Origin of the sequence: Lentzea sp. NPDC005914 (assembly GCF_040629405.1) — a bacterium.
GTDB lineage: Bacteria > Actinomycetota > Actinomycetes > Mycobacteriales > Pseudonocardiaceae > Lentzea.
Genome location: NZ_JBEXVQ010000040.1, coordinates 37,446 through 56,269, shown reverse-complemented (window position 1 = coordinate 56,269; position 18,824 = coordinate 37,446). Strand labels below are relative to the sequence as shown.

Here is an 18,824-nt window from a genome sequence, read left to right as displayed (position 1 = left end):
GTGAAGCCGCCGCCCGGCTGCCGCTACCCATTCGAGTAGTTGCCCGGCGGATCATACGGGCAACAACCCTGTTGAGACGCCCATAGCGTAGGAAGCTTTACCTGAGCAAGTGGAGCTGTTTCTCCTAGCATCAATTCCGCTGATCCATTCACCCACGGATTGTGGAGAGATCTTGGAAAACCGGCTGAAAGTGTGGTGTGCCGGAATCAGCGACCAGGTGACGCCCGGCACGACCACCGTCGTGGAAGGCGCACCCGGCACGGGCAAGACCGCGGCGCTCGACGACCTCGCCGCGCGCTGGGAGGCCTCGGGCCGGCACGTCGTGCGGGCGCGCGGCAGTGCCCTCGAAGGCGATCTGCCGTTCGGGATCGTCGCCCAACTCTTCGACATGGTCGACCCCGGCCTCGTCCCACCGGAGGCGCTCGGCGCACTGCAGCTGACCGCGCCGGCCGCCGGTTTCGCCGTGCTGCACGGCGTGTACCGGCTGGCCGCGGCTCTGGCAGGCACTGCCGGGCTGCTCATCGCGGTGGACGACGCGCACTGGGCCGACGCCGCGTCGCTGCGCTGGCTCGCCTACCTGGCTCTGCGCCTTCAACGGCTTCCCATCTCTCTCGTGCTGACCGTGGGCACGGGCGAGCGATGCGACGACCCTTCTTATGGCGAGATCATCGCCGCGTGTCACCGCATCACGTTGGACAACATGTCTTCGGACGACATCGCCGCGTTGTTCTCTCCGGCACCGGCGCCCGAGTTCGTGGCCGCCTGCCTGGACGCGACCGGCGGCAACCCGCTGACCGTGACGCGGCTGGTGAAGGCATTGGCAGAAGACGGGGTGCCGCCGACCGCCGAGGCCGCATGGCGGGTCGCGCAACGCGGCGCGGAGGTGTCCAGCGAGGTCATGGCCGCTCGGCTACGACGCCGGCCCGCTGCGGTTGTGGCTGCGGCACACGCCATGGCCGTGCTCGGGCCGTCGCCGCATCCTGATGTGCTGGCCGAACTGTCGCGGCTGAGCCCGGTCGAACTCGCCGAAGCGATGCGCACGGTCGAACTGCTCGGTGTTGCCGGGCCCGCGGTTCTCGACGACATGCCCGCACCGGCGCGGGCTGCTTTGCATCTGCGGGCCGCACGGTCGTTGCGCACCCACGGCGCTTCGGACCGGGTTGTCGCCGAGCACCTGCTGGAGACCTCGCCGGGGCTGGAGCCGTGGGCGGGCGAGGTGCTGGACCGGGCCGCGCAGGAAGCCGTGAACCGAGGCGACACCTCGGGTGCCGCGCGGTTGCTGTGGCGGGCGTTGCGCGAACCGGTGGCGAACCCGTCGCGAGCACTGCGCCTGCTGGGCGTGGCCGAGCTGGTCGGCAACCTTCCTGGTGCCACAGCCCGGTTGCGCGAAGCCTTTCAGTCCAATGAGGACGATGTCGAGTCCGCTGTCGCGTTGTCCTACGCCTTGCACGCCGAGGGAAATCCCGGCGAGCTGACGGCGGTGCTGTCTGGTTCTGCTTCGGCGCGGGCGCATCTCGCCGTGCACGGGCTGGCGTGGCAGGAAGCCGTGCCGTCGTCGGTGGCGCTGGACACTCCCGCCGGGGTGCTGCACCACGTGATGGTCGGGGACATCGGCGCGGACGAGGCCGTTGCGCTGGTGTCGACAGAGACGACGATGTCCGCGCTGACGTCCGCGATGATCCTCAACCTGGCCGATGCTCTGGACTCCGCGCTGACCGTGCTCGACGACGTGGATCGCGCCCAGGCACCGGCGTTGCGGGCGCTGACGTACGTGATGCGCGCGAACGTCCAGCGCCGCAAGGGAGATCTCGCGTCCGCCCGCGCCGACCTGACGCTGGCCGGCGACCACCTGCGGCAGGACCGGCGGTGGCTCGCGATCTCGACGTGGCACGCCGCGTTGCTCGCCGACATCCTGCTCGAGGAGAGCCGCCTGGACGAGTCGGCGCTGGTGATCGCTGAGGCTTCGACGGACGAGGCTCGGTGTGTGTGGTCGTTCGGCGGACTGCTGACCGTGCGCGGACGCATGCTCACCGCGCGAGGCGACGATCACGAGGCGTTGGAAGCGTTTCTGGCCGCAGGACGGCACTGCGAGGGCTGGCCGTACCGCAACCCGGCGGCTCTGGCCTGGCGTTCCGGCGCGGCCCTGGCCTGTGCGGCGATGGGTGACGGCGAACGCGCGCGCAACTTCGCTCATGAAGAAGTCGAGCTCGCACGGGCGTGGGGTGCGCCGCGCGCGTTGGGCATGGCGTTGCGCGCGGAAGGCCGGGTGACTGCTGGAATGCCCGGCCGGACGTTGCTCGAAGAGGCCGTGCGAGTGCTGCGCAACTCCCCCGCGCGTTTGGAACTCGCACGCGCGTTGGTCGACCTCGGTGTGGTGTCACGACGTCAGGGCGACACGTCCGGTGCGCGCGCGTGCCTGCGTGACGCGTTGGATCTCGCGCAGAAGTGCGGCTCCACGGCGATGGCAGCGCGGGCGTACTCCGAACTGGTCGCGACCGGCGCCGGACCTCGGCGGATGCGCCAGACCGGTCCGACCGCGCTCACCCCGACCGAGCACCAGGTCGCCGCGTTGGCCGCACGTGGACGGTCCAACGAGGAGATCGCCTCGACGTTGCTGATGCCCGCGGACGCCGTCGAAGGACTGCTTTCCGGCACCTACCGCAAACTCGGTGTCTCCGGCCGGTTGCAGCTCTCCGAAGCGCTCGACGTGGACTGATCGTCCAGCAGTCGCTGAACGCGGGCGGCGTCATCGGCTCGGCGCTGGGACAGGCACAGCTCGAGGGTGCGCTGCCAGCTCGCTCGTGCCTGGTCGTGGTGCCCGAGCGCTCGGTGGGTGTGGCCGAGGCGCTCGAGGGTGTCGGGCTCGTGGTGGTCGTAACCGATGTCGCGAAGCAGGTCGAGTGCCTGGTGGTAGTGGTCGAGAGCCTCCGCGTGCCGGCCGGTGTTGTGGGCGACGTAGCCGAGGTTGTGCCGCGTGGTCACCTCCAGTTCGCGGTCGCCGTGACGGCGGGCCATCGTCAGGGCGGCGTCGAGGTGAAGACCCGCCTGTTCGTAGCCTTCCAGCTGAGCGTGATACGACCCCACCTGGAGGTGTCCCCACGCCTCCCACACCACCATGTCGAGGTCGCGGAACAGCTGCAGGGACGGAGAGGCGTGTTCCAGCGCCCGCCGGGGGTCGTGCAGGTCGTCCCAGGTGGCGGCCAGGAGGTGATGGGCGTGAGCCTGTCCGAAGAGGTCGCCCGTCCGCTCGCTGACCTCGAGGGAGTCGTGGAGGTACTGCTGGGCTTCGGAGTGAAGTCCCAGTCCCATGCAGGCGTCGCCGAGGGATCGCAGGGCCAGGGCTTGGGCGCCGACGTCGCTCGTGTGGCCGGCGGCGGCCACCGCGGCTCGCCACACCACGAGGCTGTCGTGGTAGTTGCCCCGTCTTCGGACGAACGTGTTCAGGTTCCAGGCCACGTGCCAGACCGAGGCGTGCAGGCCGTGCTCGGCGGCCAGTTTCTGCACGGCGAGGAGGTTCGGCAACTCGGTGGTCAACCATCCCGTCGCCGCTGCCTCGTCCGGGAACACCAGCGGGACGCAACCCGTTGCGGGAGTTCCGATCGCGATCGGTTCGCGGAGCGGGTCCAGCGTTCGCTCGGCGGCGAACGCGGTGTGCACGTAGAAGTCGATCACGCGCCGAACCGCTTCCGCGTCATGACCGAGTTCGCCCGCGTACAGCCGCACGAGGTCGTGCATCCGGTAGCGGCCGGGGGCGTGCTGGTCGACCAGGTGCGCCTGTTCGAGTTCCTTCAGGCAGGCTCGGACTCCGGGAAGCGCCGTGAGGCTCGCGACGGCGGACAGGCCGATGTCCGCACCGGGAGCGAGTCCGAGTGCGCGGAACACCTCGGCCGCTTCGGCGGACAGGGCGTGGTAGGACCAGGAGAACACGGCCCGCAGGCTCACCAGGTCCTCCCCCGCGTCCAGGGTGTCCAGGGTGCTCTGCACGCGCAGTTCGTCCGCCAGCGCGGACAGCGGGAAGTCGGGATGCGCGCCTGCGCGGGCGGCCACGATGCCGATCGCCAGCGGCAGGCCGGCGCAGCAGGCCAGGAGCTCGTTCGTCACCTGAGGTTCGAGCCTGTCCTCGCCGAGATGCGTCACCAGCAGCCGTCGTGCCTCCTCGTCGGGCAACCGGTCCAGGTTCACCGCCCGCGCGCCGTGCGCCGCGACCAACCCGCTGAGATGCCTGCGACTGGTGACCAGCACGAGACAGGTCGGGCTGCCGGGCAACAACGGAATCACCTGGGCGCTGTCGGCGGCGTTGTCGAGGAAGACGAGCATTCGCTTTCCTGCCAGCAGACTTCGGTACAGCCCGGCCTGCACGTCCACGTCGACCGGCACGGCGGAAGGCGTGACGCCCAGCGCGTCGAGGAAGCCGCGGAGCGCCGTCGTGGCGGGCATCGGTTGCCCGGAGGGGTCGAAGCCGCGCAGGTTGACGTACAGCTGGCCGTCGGGGAACCGGTCGAGGTGCCGATACGCCCATTGCGACGTAAGCCATGTCTTGCCCATCCCACCGAGCCCGCCGACCGCCGAGATCACCACGGCACCGTCCTGCCGTCCCAGGGCGATGTCGAGGTCGGCCAGCTCGCGGGTTCTGCCGATGAACTGGTGTGGCCTGGCCGGAAGTTGCTGCGGCACAACCGGTCTGGTTCGCGCGCTGGGAGCCGTCAGCGCCGGGTCGGCCACCAGGATCTGCTCGTGCAGACGGCGCAACGGTGGACTCGGATCGGTCCCGAGCTCTTCGGCGAGCCGTGTGCGCATCAGCCGGTACTGGTCGAGCGCGTCGGCCGACCGGCCGCTCTGGTACAGCGCCAGCATGAGCTGTCCCGCCAGGCGTTCGTCCAGCGGGTTGTCGGCCGCCCACGTGGCCAGGTCGGGCAGCAGTGCCGCGTGCAGGCCCAGGCGGAGCTGGACGTCGACGAGCTCGAGCCGGACCGCGTGCCGGTGCCCGATCAGCGTGGCGCGCAAGGAGTCCAGCCAGGCGGTGGTCAGGCCGGCGAACGGCTCCCCTTCCCACAACGTCAGCGCCTCCTCCAGCGCAGCGGCGGTCAGGCTGTCGTCATCGGCGGCGCGACCGTCCTGGACGAGCCGCCGGAACTGGTGCAGGTCAACGGTTTCCGGGTCGACGGCGAGCTGGTAGCCGGTCGACCTGCGGGTGATCTCCACTCCTGGCGCGGGCGCCAAAGCGTTGCGCAGCATGGTCATGCTGTGCTGAACGGCCGCACGCGGCTTGCGCGGAAGGCGGCGTTCGCCCCAGACCCGATCCACCAGTTGGTCCACCGACACGACCTGGTTCGCCTCGACCAGCAGAATCGCCAGCACAGAACGAAGTTGCGCGTAGCCGATCGAGAGCGCCCGATCGTCGACCTGTGCCCCGACATCGCCGAGCAGACGGAACCGCACCGCCATCTGGTTTCCTCCCCGTGCCCCTGCAACCATGCATACCGGGGCACGGGGAGGAAGTCACGTCACGGCCAGATCTGCCACCACTGGTCGTTGTAGCCGAGGATGCAGTTGTAGCTCACGGCGTTCTCACCGTTCCCCGGCTTGTTGGACGGAACGGCAAGACAGCGGCCGCTCTTGTAGTTGCGCAGCCGGTAGTGGATGTTGTCGGGCATGAGTTCTGGCAGCCACCACTGGTCGTAGTAGCCGTCCACGCAGTCGTACTGCACGACCTTCGCGCCGTTGTTGGGGTTCGCCGCGGCGACGCATCGGCCGGTGTTCTGGTTGCGCAGCCGGTAGTAGCCGGGAGCGGCGTCGATCGGCTCGAACCGCCAGTACTGGTCGGTGAAATTGCTGTAGCAGTCGTAGTGGATCAACGGCTTGCCGTTGCGGTTGTCCGCTGAGTTCACCGCGAGGCACTTGTGGTGCAGGTCGTTGATCAGGTTCTGGTAGGTGCCCGGATTGATGCCCTGTACCACTGGTTTTTGCTGTTCCGCGGCAACCTCCGCGGTCGCCGCGGGTACCAGGAACAGCGCCGACGCCGCGACCACCGCGAGCGTCAACGCCTTGCGTGACCAGGTGCTCATCCATCCTCCAAGGAACGAGGCCTGTGTGGACGCCTTCAGCCTCGCTTCGGGCGCACTGGCGGATCGTTGGCAGCGCTTGAGTCACCTGGTCAGGCCGGTTTGGACCCATTCGGCCGATAGTTTCCACTGCAACATTCGGCCTATCGTGCTGCGCATGGCCAGTGACCTGCAACGACGCAAGGTGACAGTCGTGTTCGGGGCGATGGACGCGAACGACGACGGTTACCTGACCGAAAGCGACTTCCGCGCGCTGACCGCGCGTTGGGTGTCGTTGCGCGGCGGCGACGAGGAACTGTTGTCCGGCGTGATGATGGGCTGGTGGGCGACCCTGCAGGCCATCGCGGGCCACGACGAGGTGACCGTCGACAACGTGCTGAGCATCGTGGACGCGCTCCCGAAGACCCCGGAGGCCGTCACCGACACCGCCGAGGCGATGTTCGCCGCCGTCGACGAGAACCACGACGACTACATCTCGAAGTCCGAGTACCAGACGATGATCGCCGCCTGGCTGGGCCACGACGGCGTCACCGACTTCGCCGCGCTGGACTCCGACGGCGACGGCAGGTTGTCGCGCGAGGAGTTCTCCCAGCTGTGGTACGAGTTCTGGGCCGGTGACAACGCGGAAGCCGCCGGCACCTACGTCTTCGGACCGGTCTGACGGATCACCGCGAACCGCCCCGCTCCGTCCTGCCAGGAGCCGGTGACCACGCCGAGCGCGTCCTGCGGCAGACCGTCCGGGACGACCCGCCGGTCGAGGTCGATCGTGACCGGGCCCGTCATCGGGCGGATCAGCGCTCCACGTGCTTGTGCCAGACCGAAACCGGTGCGGGCAGCCGAATCCGAGACCCCGCCGGTGGCGACGAGGTCGAGGATCGCGGCACTCCACACCGGGTCCGTCTCGGCGTCGTAGATCCACCGCGCGCCGAGCACGCTGTGCTCGGCCGTCGTGACGAGCGCGCCTGGGTCGAGTGGTGCGGGGCGGTAGGTCAGCGGCACCTGCCAGACCGCCCCACCGTCCTGGAGCAGATGCGTCTCCACGCCGACCTGGCCTGCCGGGTCCTCGAACCGGAAGAACCCGACAGGCCTCAGCACACCGCTTCCCTCGTACCACGGTTGCCTTGCGACCCAGGCGGGCAGGAAGTCGCGGAACGACGGTGTCAGCGTGGCGCCGGCGTGAATCTTCCCCATGCGTCGCAGGCTACGCGTGCACGAGGGTGAAGAACTCCTGACGCGACGCGGGATTGTTCCGCAGCACGCCCTGCAGCGCCGACGTGACGGTGCAGGATCCGTTGACCCGCACGCCTCTCAGCGTCATGCACATGTGCTCGGCCTCGATCACCACGCCGACTCCCTTGGGCCGCAGGTGTTCCTGCAGCCAGTCGGCGACCTGCTTGGTGAGCCGTTCCTGCACCTGCAGGTCTCGCGCGAACATCTCCACGACCCGCGCGAGCTTCGACAGGCCCAGGATCCGTTCACCCGGCAGGTAGCCGACGTGCGCGACCCCGTGGAACGGCAGCATGTGGTGCTCGCACAACGACTGCACGGGAATCCCGCGTGCCAGCACCAGTTCGTCGTAGCCCTCGTCGTTCGGGAACGTCGTGAGGTTGAACGATCGCGGTGTCAGGAGCTCGGCGTAGGCCTCGGCGACGCGGCGCGGGGTGTCGGCCAGGTGCTCCGAGTACGGGTCCCTGCCCAGCGCCTTCAGCAGATCCGTGACCGCCTGCCGCGCCGCCTCGACATCCACGGCCTCCGTCATCGAGCAGCCGCCAGCCGTGACAACGCCAGCGCGCCGACCAGCAGACCGAAGTCCCGCAACGCGATGTCGTAGTAGCCGGGCCCGGTCACCAGGTTCACGATGATCCCGAGCAGCCACGCGGCGACGACGAGCCCGCCCCACATCGGCCGCAGCGCCACGAGCACACCGGCCACGATCTCGACCACGCCGACGATGTACAGGGCGGTCTGCGGTGAGCCGGGCACGATCGAGTCGATCCACGGCGCCAGGTAGACGGGCCAGTCCACGAGCAGGTTGAAGAACTTGTCCAGCCCGAACAGGATCGGCGCCACCGTGAACACCGTCCGCAACAGCACGAATGCCTGCGTCGACGGATCCGTGCGCGTCAGGACTGCCATGACTCCTCCTTCTAACGACAACTTCGGCTAACGTTAGAACTAGGTGCCGATTTTCGTCAACTGGAGTAGGTTTTAGAGATGGCCGACCACGTCGCCGCCGTCGCGGCCCTCGACGAGCCGAACAGGCGCAAGCTCTACGACTTCGTGGTGCGGCAAACCGCGCCCATCAGCAAGGACGAGGCGTCGGCCGCCATCGGGCTGCCGCGCACGACCGCGGCGTTCCACCTGGACAAGCTGGTCGAGATGGGGCTGCTGGCCGTGATCCACGAGCGCCGTTCGGGCCGCACCGGGCCTGGCGCGGGCCGTCCCGCGAAGCTCTACCTGCGGTCCGGGGAGCAGATCGAGGTGTCGCTGCCGGACCGGCGGTACGAGGCGGCGAGCCATCTGCTCACGGACGCACTGCTGGAGTCGGAGTCCTCGGGCGAGCCGGCGCGCGAGATCCTGAACCGGCGCGCCTACGAGTGGGGCGAGGACCTGGCGGAGGAAGCCGGCGGCGACGTCGTGCGGGCGTTGGAGGACCTCGGGTTCGAGCCGCAGCAGGAGGATCGGACGATCCGGCTGGGCAACTGCCCGTTCCACAGCCTGGCCCAGAAGCACACGCAACTGGTGTGCGGGATGAACCTGTGCCTGATCAGCGGACTCCTGGACGGGATCGAGGCCCGCAGTCACACCGCGAGCCTCGATCCGTCACCAGGACATTGCTGTGTCAGGCTCGATCAGGCGCCGTCCTCCAGGTCGCCCTCGGTTTCGAGGTAGGCCGCGCGGAGAGCATCCAAAGTGGACGGTTCCGGGTGCTCCCACATCTTGCGCTCGGCCGCTTCCAGCAGCCGTTCGGCGATGCCGTGCAACGCCCACGGGTTCGACGCCTGCAGGAACTTGCGGGTCTCCGGGTCGAGCACGTACGTCTCGGTCAGCTTCTCGTACATCCAGTCCGCGACCACGCCGGTCGTCGCGTCGTACCCGAACAGGTACTCGACCGTCGCCTGCAGCTCGAACGCGCCCTTGTAGCCGTGGTTGCGCATCGCCCCGACCCAGCGCGGGTTCACCACGCGGGCCCGGAAGATCCGTGACGTCTCCTCGGTCAGCGTCCGGGTGCGCACCGCCTCCGGACGCGTGCTGTCACCGACGTAGGCCGCGGGTGCCTTGCCCGTCAACGCCTTCACCATCGTGACCATGCCGCCGTGGTACTGGAAGTAGTCGTCCGAGTCGGCGATGTCGTGCTCGCGGGTGTCGATGTTCTTGGCCGCGACCGCGATCCGCCGGTACGCCGACTCCATGTCCTCGCGCGCGGAGATGCCGTCGACCCCGCGCCCGTACGCGTACCCGCCCCACACCGCGTAGACCTCGGCGATGTCCGACGAGTCGCGCCAGTTGCGGCTGTCGATCAACGGCAGCACGCCCGCACCGTACGCGCCCGGCTTGGAGCCGAAGATCCGCAGCGTGGCCCTGCGCTGGTCGCCGTGCTCTTCCAGGTCCCGCAAAGTGTGCGCCCGCACGAAGTTCTGCCCCGCGGGCTCGTCCAGGTTCGCCACGAGCTGCACGGCGTCGTCCAAAAGGGACACGACGTGCGGGAACGCGTCGCGGAAGAACCCGGAGATCCGGACCGTCACGTCGATGCGCGGCCTTTCCAGCTCCTCCAGCGCAATGACCTCGAGCCCTGTGACGCGACGGGACTGGTCGTCCCACACCGGTCGCACGCCCAGCAGCGCGAACACCTCGGCGATGTCGTCACCGGCCGTGCGCATCGCCGACGTGCCCCACACCGACAGGCCGACCGAGGGCGGCCACTCGCCGTCGTTCTCTTCGCGGTACCTGGCGAGCAGTGAGTCCGCCATCGCCTGGCCGGTCTCCCACGCGAGCCGCGACGGGATGGCCTTCGGGTCGACCGAGTAGAAGTTCCGGCCGGTCGGCAGCACGTTCACCAAGCCGCGCAACGGCGAACCCGACGGGCCGGCCGGGATGTACCCGCCGTCCAACGCGTGCAGCACGTTCGTCATCTCGTCCGTGGTGCGGGCGAGCCTGGGCACGACCTCGACGGCCGCGAACTCCAGGATCTTCTGCACGTCAACAGAGTCGTGCAGGGTCTTCGCGACCTCACGGTTCCAGCCCGCGTCCTCCATCGCCTGGACGAGCGCGCGAGCCTGTTCCTCAACGGCGTCAACGTCTTCGCGCGTGGTGGTCGTGAGCCCGAGCGCCTCCCGCAGGCCCGGCAGCGCGGCGACCTGACCGCCCCACATCTGCCGCGCCTGCAGCATCGCGAGCACGAGGTTGACCCGCACCGACCCGGTCGGCGCCTCGCCGAGGATGTGCAGGCCGTCGCGGATCTGCACGTCCTTGACCTCGCACAGCCACCCGTCGACGTGCAGGATGAACTCGTCGAACTCGGCCTCGTGCGGCCGGTCCTCCAAGCCCAGGTCGTGGTCGAGCTTCGCGGCCTGGATCAACGTCCAGATCTGCGCGCGGATCGCCGGCAGCTTCGCCGGGTCCATCGCGGAGATGTTGCCGTACTCGTCGAGCAACTGCTCCAGCCGCGCGATGTCGCCGTAGCTGTCCGCGCGGGCCATCGGCGGCACCAGGTGGTCGACCAACGTCGCGTGCGCGCGCCGCTTGGCCTGCGTGCCTTCGCCCGGGTCGTTGACGAGGAACGGGTACACCAGCGGCAGATCGCCGAGCGCCGCGTCCGTGCCGCACGACGCCGACATGCCGACGGTCTTGCCGGGCAACCACTCCAGGTTGCCGTGCTTGCCGACGTGCACCACCGCGTCCGCGCCGAACGACGACTCGATCCACCGGTATGCCGCGAGATAGTGGTGCGACGGCGGCAGGTCCGGGTCGTGGTAGATCGCGATGGGGTTCTCGCCGAACCCGCGCGGCGGCTGCACGATCACGACGACGTTGCCCGACTCCAGCGCCGCCAGCACGATCTCGCCGTCCTTGGACTTCGAGTGGTCGACGAACAACGAGCCGGGCGCCTCGCCCCAGTGCTCCTGCATCGACTCGCGGAAGTCGTCCGGCAGCGTCTCGTAGAACTCGCGGTAGTCCGCCGCGGCGATGCGCACGGGGTTGCTCTCGAACTGCTCCTGCGTCAGCCAGTCCGCGTCCTGGCCGCCGGCCGCGATCAACGCGTGGATCAACGCGTCGCCGTCCTGCTCCTGCACGCCCGGCAGCTCGTCGCCGATGTCGTAGCCGTGGTCTTCCATGGCTTTGAGCAGCCGGACCGTGGACGCGGGGGTGTCGAGGCCGACCGCGTTGCCGATCCTCGAGTGTTTGGTCGGGTAGGCCGACAGCATCACCGCGATCTTGCGGTCCTTGGTGGGGATGTGGCGCAGCTTCCCGTGCCGGACCGCGATTCCGGCGACCCGCAGCGCGCGTTCGGGATCCGCCACGTAGACGGTGAGCCCGTCCTCGTCGATCTCCTTGAACGAGAACGGAACCGTGATGATCCGCCCGTCGAACTCGGGGATCGCCACCTGCGTCGCGGTGTCCAACGGGGACAGTCCGTCGTCGTTCTCGTCCCACGACTCACGGCTCGACGTCAGGCACAACCCCTGCAGGATCGGCACGTCCAGCGCCGCCAGGGCCCCGACGTCCCACGCGTCGTCGTCCCCACCAGCGGACGCCTTCGCGGGGTTCGTGCCACCCGCTGCCAGCACCGTGACGATCAGCGCGTCGGCCTTCCCGAGCGTCTCCAGCAGCTCAGGTTCCGCCGTGCGCAACGACGAGCAGTAGACCGGCAGCGGTTTCCCGCCCTTGGCCTCGATCGCGTCGCACAACGCGTGCACGAACGCCGTGTTCCCCGCGACGTGATGCGCCCGGTAGTAGAGCACCGCGACGGTCGGGCCTTGTGCGCTGCCTTCCCGCTCCAGCACACCCCAGGTGGGCGTGGCTGCGGGCGGCGCGAACCCGTGCCCGGTCAGCAGAATCGTGTCTTCGAGGAACTTGTGCAGCTCGGCGAGATTCGCGGGCCCACCGTGCGCGAGGTAGAGGTGCGCCTCGGCACACACCCCGCCGGGCACCGTCGACAGCTCCATCAGCGCGGCGTCCGGTTGCTGCTCACCGCCCAGCACCACCACGGGCAACCCGCTGGCCAGCAGCCAGTCGAGCCCTTCCTCCCACATCCGGCGCCCACCCAGAATGCGCACCACCACGAGGCTGACCCCGTCGATCAACGCGGGCAGGTCGTCGGCCGTGAGCCGCGCGGGGTTGCCGAGGCGGTACTCGGCTCCACTCGCCCGAGCCGACAGCAGGTCGGTGTCAGAGGTCGACAGCAGCAGGATCACGCAGGCTCCATCCCTCGTGGGGTCCTCGCCCCAGGTTGCGGGTGACAGGCGAAGCGGAGTTCCTGACTCCCAGCGTCCGCTGGTCACAGTGGCGGGACCGCGCCGGACTCACACCGGCTTCCTCCTGCGCTTCGTCGTTCGGGCTCACCCTAACCGGCGGGTTACAGTCCGACCTATGCGTAGTCACCCGGATGCCTGCCCCGGCGCCGTCGAGCTGCACGCCGCGGCCGACGGCGGCCTCGCGCGCATCCGGGTTCCGGGCGGCACGCTTTCGGCAGCGCAGTGGGACGTGATCCGGGTTGCTTCGATGGATCTCGGCGACGGCACGCTGGAACTCACTTCGCGCGCGAACCTCCAGATCAGAGGCCTCGCGGACGGCGTCGAACTAGGTGCGCGCCTACGTGCGGCGGGCCTGCTGCCCTCGGACACCCACGAACGCATCCGCAACATCATCGCCGCGCCCCTGGAGGACAACCAGCCGCTGGTAGACGCCCTGGACGCCGCCCTGTGCGCGGACCAGGAACTGGCTGGTCTGCCAGGCCGTTTCCTGGTGACGGTCGGAGCGCCGGTCAGCGGCCTCGGGGGCGACTTCGGGCTGGTAGCAGGCACGGCCGGCACTTCTGCCCCGACCGCCCTCCTGCTCGCCGGCCGCGACACCGGCATCCGCGTCGACGACCCCGTTGACGCGCTCCTGACCGCCGCACGCCTGTTCCAGCAGCTGCGCGGCCCCGCCTGGCGCCTGTCCGAAGTGGACGACGGTGTGCGAAAGATCACCGAGCACTTCGGCACCGCCGACGCCCCGCGCATCACCCCGGCTGTGACGCCTGTCGCACCTTCGCCGACCACCCCTGGCGTGCCGCTGGGTCGCCTCGACGCGCACCTGCTCCCCGGCGTTCCGGTCCGGCTGACCCCGTGGCGTGGCTTGGTCGTGCCCGCTGGCACCGACACGACGGGCCTGATCACCGACCCAGCGTCCCCCTGGCACGGCGTGAGCGCTTGTGCCGGCCGCCCCGGTTGCGCCAAGTCGTTGTCCGACGTCCGTGCCGATGCGCGCGCTTGGGTTGAGGCGTCACACGACACAAACGCTTCACACCACACACACGCGCCCGGCCGGGTACCCCCAGTTTCAATTCTAGGCAGCGGGTCTGACAGTCCCGGCAGGTCCGACAGTCGCGGCACGTCCGAACGTCCCGGCACGTCCGACAGTCACGGCACGTCCGACAGTCGCGGCAGGTCCGAACGTCCCGGCAGGTCAGACACTCCCGGCGCGGTTCACTGGTCGGGCTGTGGGCGCCGATGCGGCCGCCCGGCGGGCGATGTGATCGAGTTCGTCGCGACCGGCGACGGCTACGAGGAGATCAGGTGACGGAGTACATCAAGGACGGCGCGGAGATCTACCGCCGGTCCTTCGCCACTATTCGCGCGGAATCGGACCTCACCAGGTTCCCCGAGGACGTCGCGAAAGTCGTCGTCCGCATGATCCACGCGTGCGGCATGACCGATCTCCCGAACGACGTCGCCTTCTCCCCCAACGTCGTCCGCGACGCCCGCGAAGCACTGCGCAGTGGTGCCCCGATCCTGTGCGACGCCAACATGGTCGCGTCCGGCGTCACCCGCCGCCGTCTGCCCAAGGACAACGAAGTCCTGTGCTACCTCCAGGACCCGCGCACCCCGGACCTCGCCAAGACCATCGGCAACACCCGCAGCGCAGCCGCCTTGGAACTCCTCCAAGACCGCTTCGAAGGTGCCGTCATCGCCGTCGGCAACGCCCCCACGGCGCTGTTCCACCTGATCGACCTGATCGCCAAGGGCGCCCCGCGACCGGCCGCCGTCCTGGGCATCCCGGTGGGCTTCATCGGCGCGGCGGAGTCCAAGGAAGCTTTGGCCGCAACGGACCTGGAGCACCTCGTGGTGCACGGCCGGCGCGGCGGCAGCGCCATGACGGCGGCGGCCATCAACGCGATCGCGAGCGAGGAAGAATGACGGGCAAGCTCTACGGCGTCGGACTGGGTCCTGGCGACCCGGAACTCGTGACGGTCAAGGCCGCACGACTCATCGGAGAAGCCGACGTGGTCGCCTTCCACAGCGCCCGCCACGGCCGCAGCGTCGCGAAAACCATTGCGGAGCCCTACTTTCGCGAAGGCCAGATCCTCGAACAGCTCATCTACCCGGTGACGACCGAGGACACGGACGACTACCAGGGCGAGATCGACCAGTTCTACGAGGAGGCGGCCGCACGACTCGCCGCGCACCTCGACGCAGGCCGCGACGTGGTCGTCCTCGCCGCGGGCGACCCGTTCTTCTACGGCTCCTACATGCACATGCACAAACGCCTGGCCGACCGCTACGAATGGGAAGTCGTCCCGGGCGTGACGTCAGTCAGCGGCGCCAGTGCCGTCCTCGGCACCCCGCTGGTGGAACGCGACGAGGTCCTCACGATCCTCCCCGGCACCCTCCCCTCGGCCGAGCTCGCCGCCCGGCTCGCCGACACCGACTCGGCCGCGATTCTCAAGCTGGGCCGCACCTTCGGCAACGTCAAGCAGGCCCTGCACGACGCCGGCCGCCTCGACAACGCCTGGTACGTCGAGCGAGCCACCACAGGTCGTCAGAAAACCTCGCCCCTGGCCGAGGTCGACCCCGACTCGGTCCCGTACTTCTCCCTGGCCCTGCTCCCCAGCCACTCCAAGCCCGCACGCGCCAAGGGCGAAGTCGTCGTCATCGGCCTCGGCCCCGGCAAGAGCGGCTGGCTCACCCCGGAAGCGCGCCAGGAGATCGAAGCCGCGGACGACCTCGTCGGCTACACCACCTACCTCGGCCGCGTCCCGGACCGGCCCGGCCAGACCAAGCACGCCTCGCACAACCAGGTCGAGTCGGAACGAGCGGCGTTCGCCCTCGACCTGGCGCGCAAGGGCAAGCGGGTGGCCGTCATCTCCTCCGGCGACCCCGGCGTGTTCGCCATGGCCACCGCAGTGCTGGAAGTGGCCGCGGAAACCCAGGACGTGCCGGTCAAGGTCATCCCTGGCGTCACCGCGGCGAACGCCGTGGCGGCCAAGGCAGGTGCCCCGCTCGGCCACGACTACGCGGTGATCTCGTTGAGCGACAGGCTCAAGCCGTGGGACGTCATCGAAGAACGCCTGACCGCCACCGCCAAGGCAGACCTCGTGATCGCCATCTACAACCCGGCGTCCAAGGCCCGCACCCACCAGGTCCAGGAGATGCGCGACCTGCTCCTCAAGCATCGCGCGCCGGAAACCCCGGTGGTCGTCGGCCGGGATGTCGGCGGCCCCGAGGAAGAGATCCGCATCGGAACGCTCGGCGCGCTCGACCCGGACACGATCGACATGCGCTGCCTGCTGATCATCGGCTCGTCGCAGACCATCGTGACGGACGCGGGCGTGGTCTTCACGCCCCGGCGGTATCCAACCAGCTGACCGCCTCGTCGACGGTCGCCACCGTCGAAGCGGGCGGTAGCGGCGGTCGACGTACGATCACCACCGGAATCCCGAGCTGCTGTGCTGCTTCGAGCTTCGCCGACGTCATCGACCCACCGCTGTCCTTGGTGACCAGCACGTCGATCGACCGCGACCGCATCAGCGAGAGCTCACCGTCCACAGTGAACGGACCGCGCGACAGCAGCACCTCGATCCGGTGCGGCATGGGCGGTTCCGGCGGCTCGACCATCCGGGCGAGAAACCACTGCGGACACGAGGCGAACTCCGCGAGATCCTGGCGCCCGGTGGTCAGAAACACCCGTGAGCCAGGCAGATCCCGCGCCGCATCGGCAACGCTGTCGACCCACCGCCAGCCCTCGACAGCCGCGAACCCAGGCCGCCGCAGAATCAGAAACGGCACCCCGACCTGCGTGCAGGCTTCGAAAGCATTGGCCGTGATCTGCCGCGCGAACGGATGCGTGGCATCGACAACAGCGTGAATGTCGTTGTCCTGCAACCACGAAGCCAGCCCGGCGACCCCGCCGAACCCGCCGACCCGGACCTCACCGACCGGAAGCCGGGGCGAACTCACCCTCCCCGCCAGCGAAGAGATCGCGGGAACGCGGGCAGCCAGCTCGCGCGCTTCCCCCGTCCCTCCCAGAATCAGGATCATCGAACGCGCGTGGCCGAGTACAGGTGGCTGTCCGGGAACTGCGTGGCCCCCAGCGTCCGTCCCACGATGATCACCGCGGTCCGCTTGATCCCGGCCGCCTCGACCTGGGCGGCGATGTCGTCCAACGTCCCGCGCAACACGACCTCGTCCGCACGGGACGCATAGGCCACCACCGCGACAGGACAGTCCAGCCCGTAGTTCGGCACCAACTCCGCGACCACGTCGGAAATTCGCTGCACAGCCAGGTGCAGCACCAGAGTCGCGTGACTGCGACCCAGCGTGTCCAGGTCCTCACCGTCAGGCATCGGGGTGGCCCGCTGCGACGTACGGGTCAGGATCACCGTCTGTCCCACGCCGGGCACAGTCAGTTCCCGCTGCAACGACGCCGCCGCGGCCGCGAACGCCGGCACCCCCGGCGTCACGGAGTACTCGATCCCCAACGCGTCCAGCCGGCGCATCTGCTCGGCCATGGCGCTGAACACCGCCGGATCCCCGGAATGCAACCGGGCCACGTCCAAACCGGCCTCGGAAGCCGCGGCCAGCTCGGCCACGATCTCGTCCAGCGTCAGCGAGGCGGTGTCGACCTTCCGCGCCCCGGCAGGACAGAAGTCCAGCAGCTCGACCGGGACCAACGCCCCGGCGTACAGGCACACCGGCGAGGACTCGATGAGCGAACGCCCCCGCACGGTGATCAGATCATCGGCCCCGGGACCAGCGCCGATGAAGTGCACCGTCACTTGACCACGCTCCAGGTCGTCACCGGCATGTGCGGCCGCCACGCGGTGAACTTCCCCACCGACGACCCCCGGTTCACCGCGATCCGCACCAGGTCACCGCCGAGCCGGGCGTACCACTGCGCCACCACGGCCTCGGACTCCAGCGTCACGGCGTTCACCACCAGCCGCCCACCGGCGCCCAGTGCGTCCCAGCAGGTCTGCATGACACCGGGAACCGTCAGCCCGCCACCGATGAAGATCGCGTCGGGCTTCTCCAGCCCCTCCAGCACGACAGGGGCCCGTCCAATGTGGACCTCGACCCCCGGCACACCCAACGACGCAGCGTTACGCACGATTCGCTCTGCGCGCACGGCATCCTGCTCCACCGCGATCGCCCGGCACGTCGGATGCGTCCGCGCCCACTCGATCGCGATCGAGCCCGAGCCAGCCCCGACATCCCACAGCAGCTGCCCCGGCAGCGGCGCCAACGTCGACAGCGAAATAGCCCGCACCTCACGTTTGGTCAACTGGCCGTCAGTCTCGTACGCGTCGTCCGGCAGCCCGGGCACCCGCGAATAGGCGCTCCCGGCGTACTCGGCAGCGATGACGCACAACGGATCCGCACTTTCCCCGGACCACTGGTAGACCCGCTCGGCAGGCCCACCCAACTGCTCCAGCACTGTAATCGGCCCAGCCAGTTCCGCAACGGTTGCAGGATCACCACCGAGTACCAATATGCGGCGCCCCGGGATCAGCGCAGGCCGCAGCAGGTCAGGCGACCGCCCCACCAGCGACACGACCTCGACCTCGTTCAACGCCCACCCGAGCCGCGCACAGGCCAGCGACACCGACGACGGATGCGGGATCACGGTCACCCGCGAACCCAGCAGCCGCACCAAAGTCGTGCCAATTCCATGGAACATGGGATCGCCCGACGCCAGCACGCACACGTCCCGATACTTCTCGAACAGCGAGGGCAACGCCGGGACCAGCGGCGACGGCCAGGCCACCCGTTCAAAGTCCCCAGGCACCAGGTCCAGCTGCCGTGCGCTTCCCATCAGCACCTTGGCGCCGCGGACAGCCTGCTGCGCGGCGGGCGACAGCCCGTCCCACCCGTCGGCGCCGATGCCGACAACGACGACGTCAGACGGTTCCGGTGACACGCCGCACCTGAATCTCGATCACCACACGTGTGGGGTTCACCCGAGGCTGCCTGTACCGCAGCGCATACCGGCGTACAGCCTCGTCCACCGACGCCGCGTCGTCACGAACTACGGCGGGACCCTCCACCGTGGACCACCGCCGACCGTCCACCTGACACACAGCCGCGTATCCGGCCTTGATCACGTGCTTGACCTTCCACGAACCACCGTCGGTGATGATCCGCGCCACCCCGGCGTCCAGGTCGAGCGTGACCCCGACCGGCACCACGTGCGGAGTGCCATCCGGACGCACAGTGGACAGCGTGCACAGGTGCCGCTCCGTCCAGAACTCGGCGAACTCCGCGCCCCGCTCGATCGACATGC

At 69.2% G+C, this 18,824-nt stretch carries 16 protein-coding genes and 1 riboswitch; of the genes, 6 read left to right on the top strand and 10 right to left on the bottom strand.

All coding sequences use genetic code 11. From position 1 onward, the window contains the following. The first annotated feature begins 172 nt into the window (after positions 1 to 172). Complete coding sequence (locus ABZ345_RS39085) at positions 173 to 2,716, top strand: AAA family ATPase (RefSeq protein WP_359859994.1); 2,544 nt, start codon at positions 173 to 175, stop codon at positions 2,714 to 2,716. On the opposite strand, the gene ABZ345_RS39080 is transcribed toward ABZ345_RS39085, so the two are convergent. Beyond that, complete coding sequence (locus ABZ345_RS39080; protein WP_359859993.1) at positions 2,656 to 5,445, bottom strand: BTAD domain-containing putative transcriptional regulator; 2,790 nt, start codon at positions 5,443 to 5,445, stop codon at positions 2,656 to 2,658. The two genes, ABZ345_RS39085 and ABZ345_RS39080, sit on opposite strands and share 61 nt — an antisense overlap. A 59-nt stretch (positions 5,446 to 5,504) precedes the next feature. Next, positions 5,505 to 6,065 (bottom strand): RICIN domain-containing protein, encoded by a 561-nt coding sequence (locus ABZ345_RS39075; RefSeq protein ID WP_359859992.1) that lies wholly within the window; start codon positions 6,063 to 6,065, stop codon positions 5,505 to 5,507. On the opposite strand from ABZ345_RS39075, the gene ABZ345_RS39070 reads away from it, so the two are divergent. Further along, positions 6,058 to 6,723, top strand: coding sequence for an EF-hand domain-containing protein (locus ABZ345_RS39070; protein WP_359860028.1), 666 nt, complete (start codon positions 6,058 to 6,060; stop codon positions 6,721 to 6,723). The two genes, ABZ345_RS39075 and ABZ345_RS39070, sit on opposite strands and share 8 nt — an antisense overlap. Here ABZ345_RS39070 and ABZ345_RS39065 read toward each other — a convergent pair. From ABZ345_RS39065 to ABZ345_RS39055, 3 genes are read right to left on the bottom strand one after another with little or no spacing between them, the layout of a single operon-like run. Further along, a complete protein-coding gene (locus tag ABZ345_RS39065) occupies positions 6,702 to 7,253 on the bottom strand; it encodes a hypothetical protein (RefSeq protein WP_359859991.1) in 552 nt (183 codons plus the stop codon). The two genes, ABZ345_RS39070 and ABZ345_RS39065, sit on opposite strands and share 22 nt — an antisense overlap. Before the next feature lie 10 nt (positions 7,254 to 7,263). Next, positions 7,264 to 7,821 (bottom strand): GTP cyclohydrolase I FolE, encoded by a 558-nt coding sequence (gene folE / locus ABZ345_RS39060; protein WP_359859990.1) that lies wholly within the window; start codon positions 7,819 to 7,821, stop codon positions 7,264 to 7,266. Then, positions 7,818 to 8,198: a DoxX family membrane protein gene (locus ABZ345_RS39055; protein WP_359859989.1), complete on the bottom strand. Its 381-nt coding sequence runs from the start codon at positions 8,196 to 8,198 to the stop codon at positions 7,818 to 7,820. The genes folE and ABZ345_RS39055 overlap by 4 nt, the downstream gene beginning before the upstream one ends. Before the next feature lie 78 nt (positions 8,199 to 8,276). Between ABZ345_RS39055 and ABZ345_RS39050 the strand changes: the two genes are divergently transcribed. Then, positions 8,277 to 8,954 carry a helix-turn-helix domain-containing protein gene (locus ABZ345_RS39050; protein WP_359859988.1) on the top strand — a complete coding sequence of 226 codons (678 nt, stop codon included), beginning with the start codon at positions 8,277 to 8,279 and terminating at the stop codon, positions 8,952 to 8,954. Here the strand turns inward: ABZ345_RS39050 and cobN are convergent. Then, on the bottom strand, positions 8,915 to 12,478 hold the full coding sequence (cobN, locus tag ABZ345_RS39045) for a cobaltochelatase subunit CobN (RefSeq protein WP_359859987.1): 3,564 nt from the start codon (positions 12,476 to 12,478) through the stop codon (positions 8,915 to 8,917). The genes ABZ345_RS39050 and cobN overlap by 40 nt on opposite strands. Before the next feature lie 34 nt (positions 12,479 to 12,512). Next, positions 12,513 to 12,645: riboswitch (cobalamin riboswitch) on the bottom strand. A gap of 8 nt (positions 12,646 to 12,653) precedes the next feature. Here cobN and ABZ345_RS39040 point away from each other — a divergent pair. Genes ABZ345_RS39040 through ABZ345_RS39030 form a run of 3 tightly spaced genes read left to right on the top strand, consistent with a single transcriptional unit; the run spans position 12,654 to position 15,909 of the window. Then, positions 12,654 to 13,844, top strand: a complete 1,191-nt coding sequence (locus ABZ345_RS39040) for a hypothetical protein (RefSeq protein WP_359859986.1) — start codon at positions 12,654 to 12,656, stop codon at positions 13,842 to 13,844. Then, positions 13,841 to 14,461, top strand: a complete 621-nt coding sequence (locus ABZ345_RS39035) for a precorrin-8X methylmutase (protein WP_359859985.1) — start codon at positions 13,841 to 13,843, stop codon at positions 14,459 to 14,461. The genes ABZ345_RS39040 and ABZ345_RS39035 overlap by 4 nt, the downstream gene beginning before the upstream one ends. Beyond that, positions 14,458 to 15,909 (top strand): precorrin-2 C(20)-methyltransferase, encoded by a 1,452-nt coding sequence (locus ABZ345_RS39030; protein ID WP_359859984.1) that lies wholly within the window; start codon positions 14,458 to 14,460, stop codon positions 15,907 to 15,909. Before ABZ345_RS39035 ends, ABZ345_RS39030 begins: the two co-directional genes overlap by 4 nt. Here the strand turns inward: ABZ345_RS39030 and ABZ345_RS39025 are convergent. From ABZ345_RS39025 to ABZ345_RS39010, 4 genes are read right to left on the bottom strand one after another with little or no spacing between them, the layout of a single operon-like run. Further along, positions 15,881 to 16,582: a cobalt-precorrin-6A reductase gene (locus ABZ345_RS39025; protein ID WP_359859983.1), complete on the bottom strand. Its 702-nt coding sequence runs from the start codon at positions 16,580 to 16,582 to the stop codon at positions 15,881 to 15,883. The genes ABZ345_RS39030 and ABZ345_RS39025 overlap by 29 nt on opposite strands. Further along, entirely contained in the window at positions 16,579 to 17,319 is a 741-nt protein-coding gene (gene cobM, locus ABZ345_RS39020; protein ID WP_359859982.1) for a precorrin-4 C(11)-methyltransferase, read from the bottom strand. Before cobM ends, ABZ345_RS39025 begins: the two co-directional genes overlap by 4 nt. Beyond that, positions 17,316 to 18,461 (bottom strand): precorrin-6y C5,15-methyltransferase (decarboxylating) subunit CbiE, encoded by a 1,146-nt coding sequence (gene cbiE, locus ABZ345_RS39015; protein ID WP_359859981.1) that lies wholly within the window; start codon positions 18,459 to 18,461, stop codon positions 17,316 to 17,318. The genes cobM and cbiE overlap by 4 nt, the downstream gene beginning before the upstream one ends. After that, a complete protein-coding gene (locus tag ABZ345_RS39010) occupies positions 18,442 to 18,822 on the bottom strand; it encodes a TIGR03618 family F420-dependent PPOX class oxidoreductase (protein ID WP_359859980.1) in 381 nt (126 codons plus the stop codon). Before ABZ345_RS39010 ends, cbiE begins: the two co-directional genes overlap by 20 nt. Positions 18,823 to 18,824 lie beyond the last annotated feature (2 nt).

What these genes read in the sequence shown, in the direction of transcription:
- ABZ345_RS39080 (WP_359859993.1), bottom strand. Translation starts at nt 5,445, where the DNA reads ATGGCGGTGCGGTTCCGTCTGCTCGGCGATGTCGGGGCACAGGTCGAC.
- ABZ345_RS39075 (WP_359859992.1), bottom strand. Translation starts at nt 6,065, where the DNA reads ATGAGCACCTGGTCACGCAAGGCGTTGACGCTCGCGGTGGTCGCGGCG.
- ABZ345_RS39065 (WP_359859991.1), bottom strand. Translation starts at nt 7,253, where the DNA reads ATGGGGAAGATTCACGCCGGCGCCACGCTGACACCGTCGTTCCGCGAC.
- folE (WP_359859990.1), bottom strand. Translation starts at nt 7,821, where the DNA reads ATGACGGAGGCCGTGGATGTCGAGGCGGCGCGGCAGGCGGTCACGGAT.
- ABZ345_RS39055 (WP_359859989.1), bottom strand. Translation starts at nt 8,198, where the DNA reads ATGGCAGTCCTGACGCGCACGGATCCGTCGACGCAGGCATTCGTGCTG.
- ABZ345_RS39050 (WP_359859988.1), top strand. Translation starts at nt 8,277, where the DNA reads ATGGCCGACCACGTCGCCGCCGTCGCGGCCCTCGACGAGCCGAACAGG.
- ABZ345_RS39040 (WP_359859986.1), top strand. Translation starts at nt 12,654, where the DNA reads ATGCGTAGTCACCCGGATGCCTGCCCCGGCGCCGTCGAGCTGCACGCC.
- ABZ345_RS39030 (WP_359859984.1), top strand. Translation starts at nt 14,458, where the DNA reads ATGACGGGCAAGCTCTACGGCGTCGGACTGGGTCCTGGCGACCCGGAA.
- ABZ345_RS39025 (WP_359859983.1), bottom strand. Translation starts at nt 16,582, where the DNA reads ATGATCCTGATTCTGGGAGGGACGGGGGAAGCGCGCGAGCTGGCTGCC.
- ABZ345_RS39010 (WP_359859980.1), bottom strand. Translation starts at nt 18,822, where the DNA reads ATGTCGATCGAGCGGGGCGCGGAGTTCGCCGAGTTCTGGACGGAGCGG.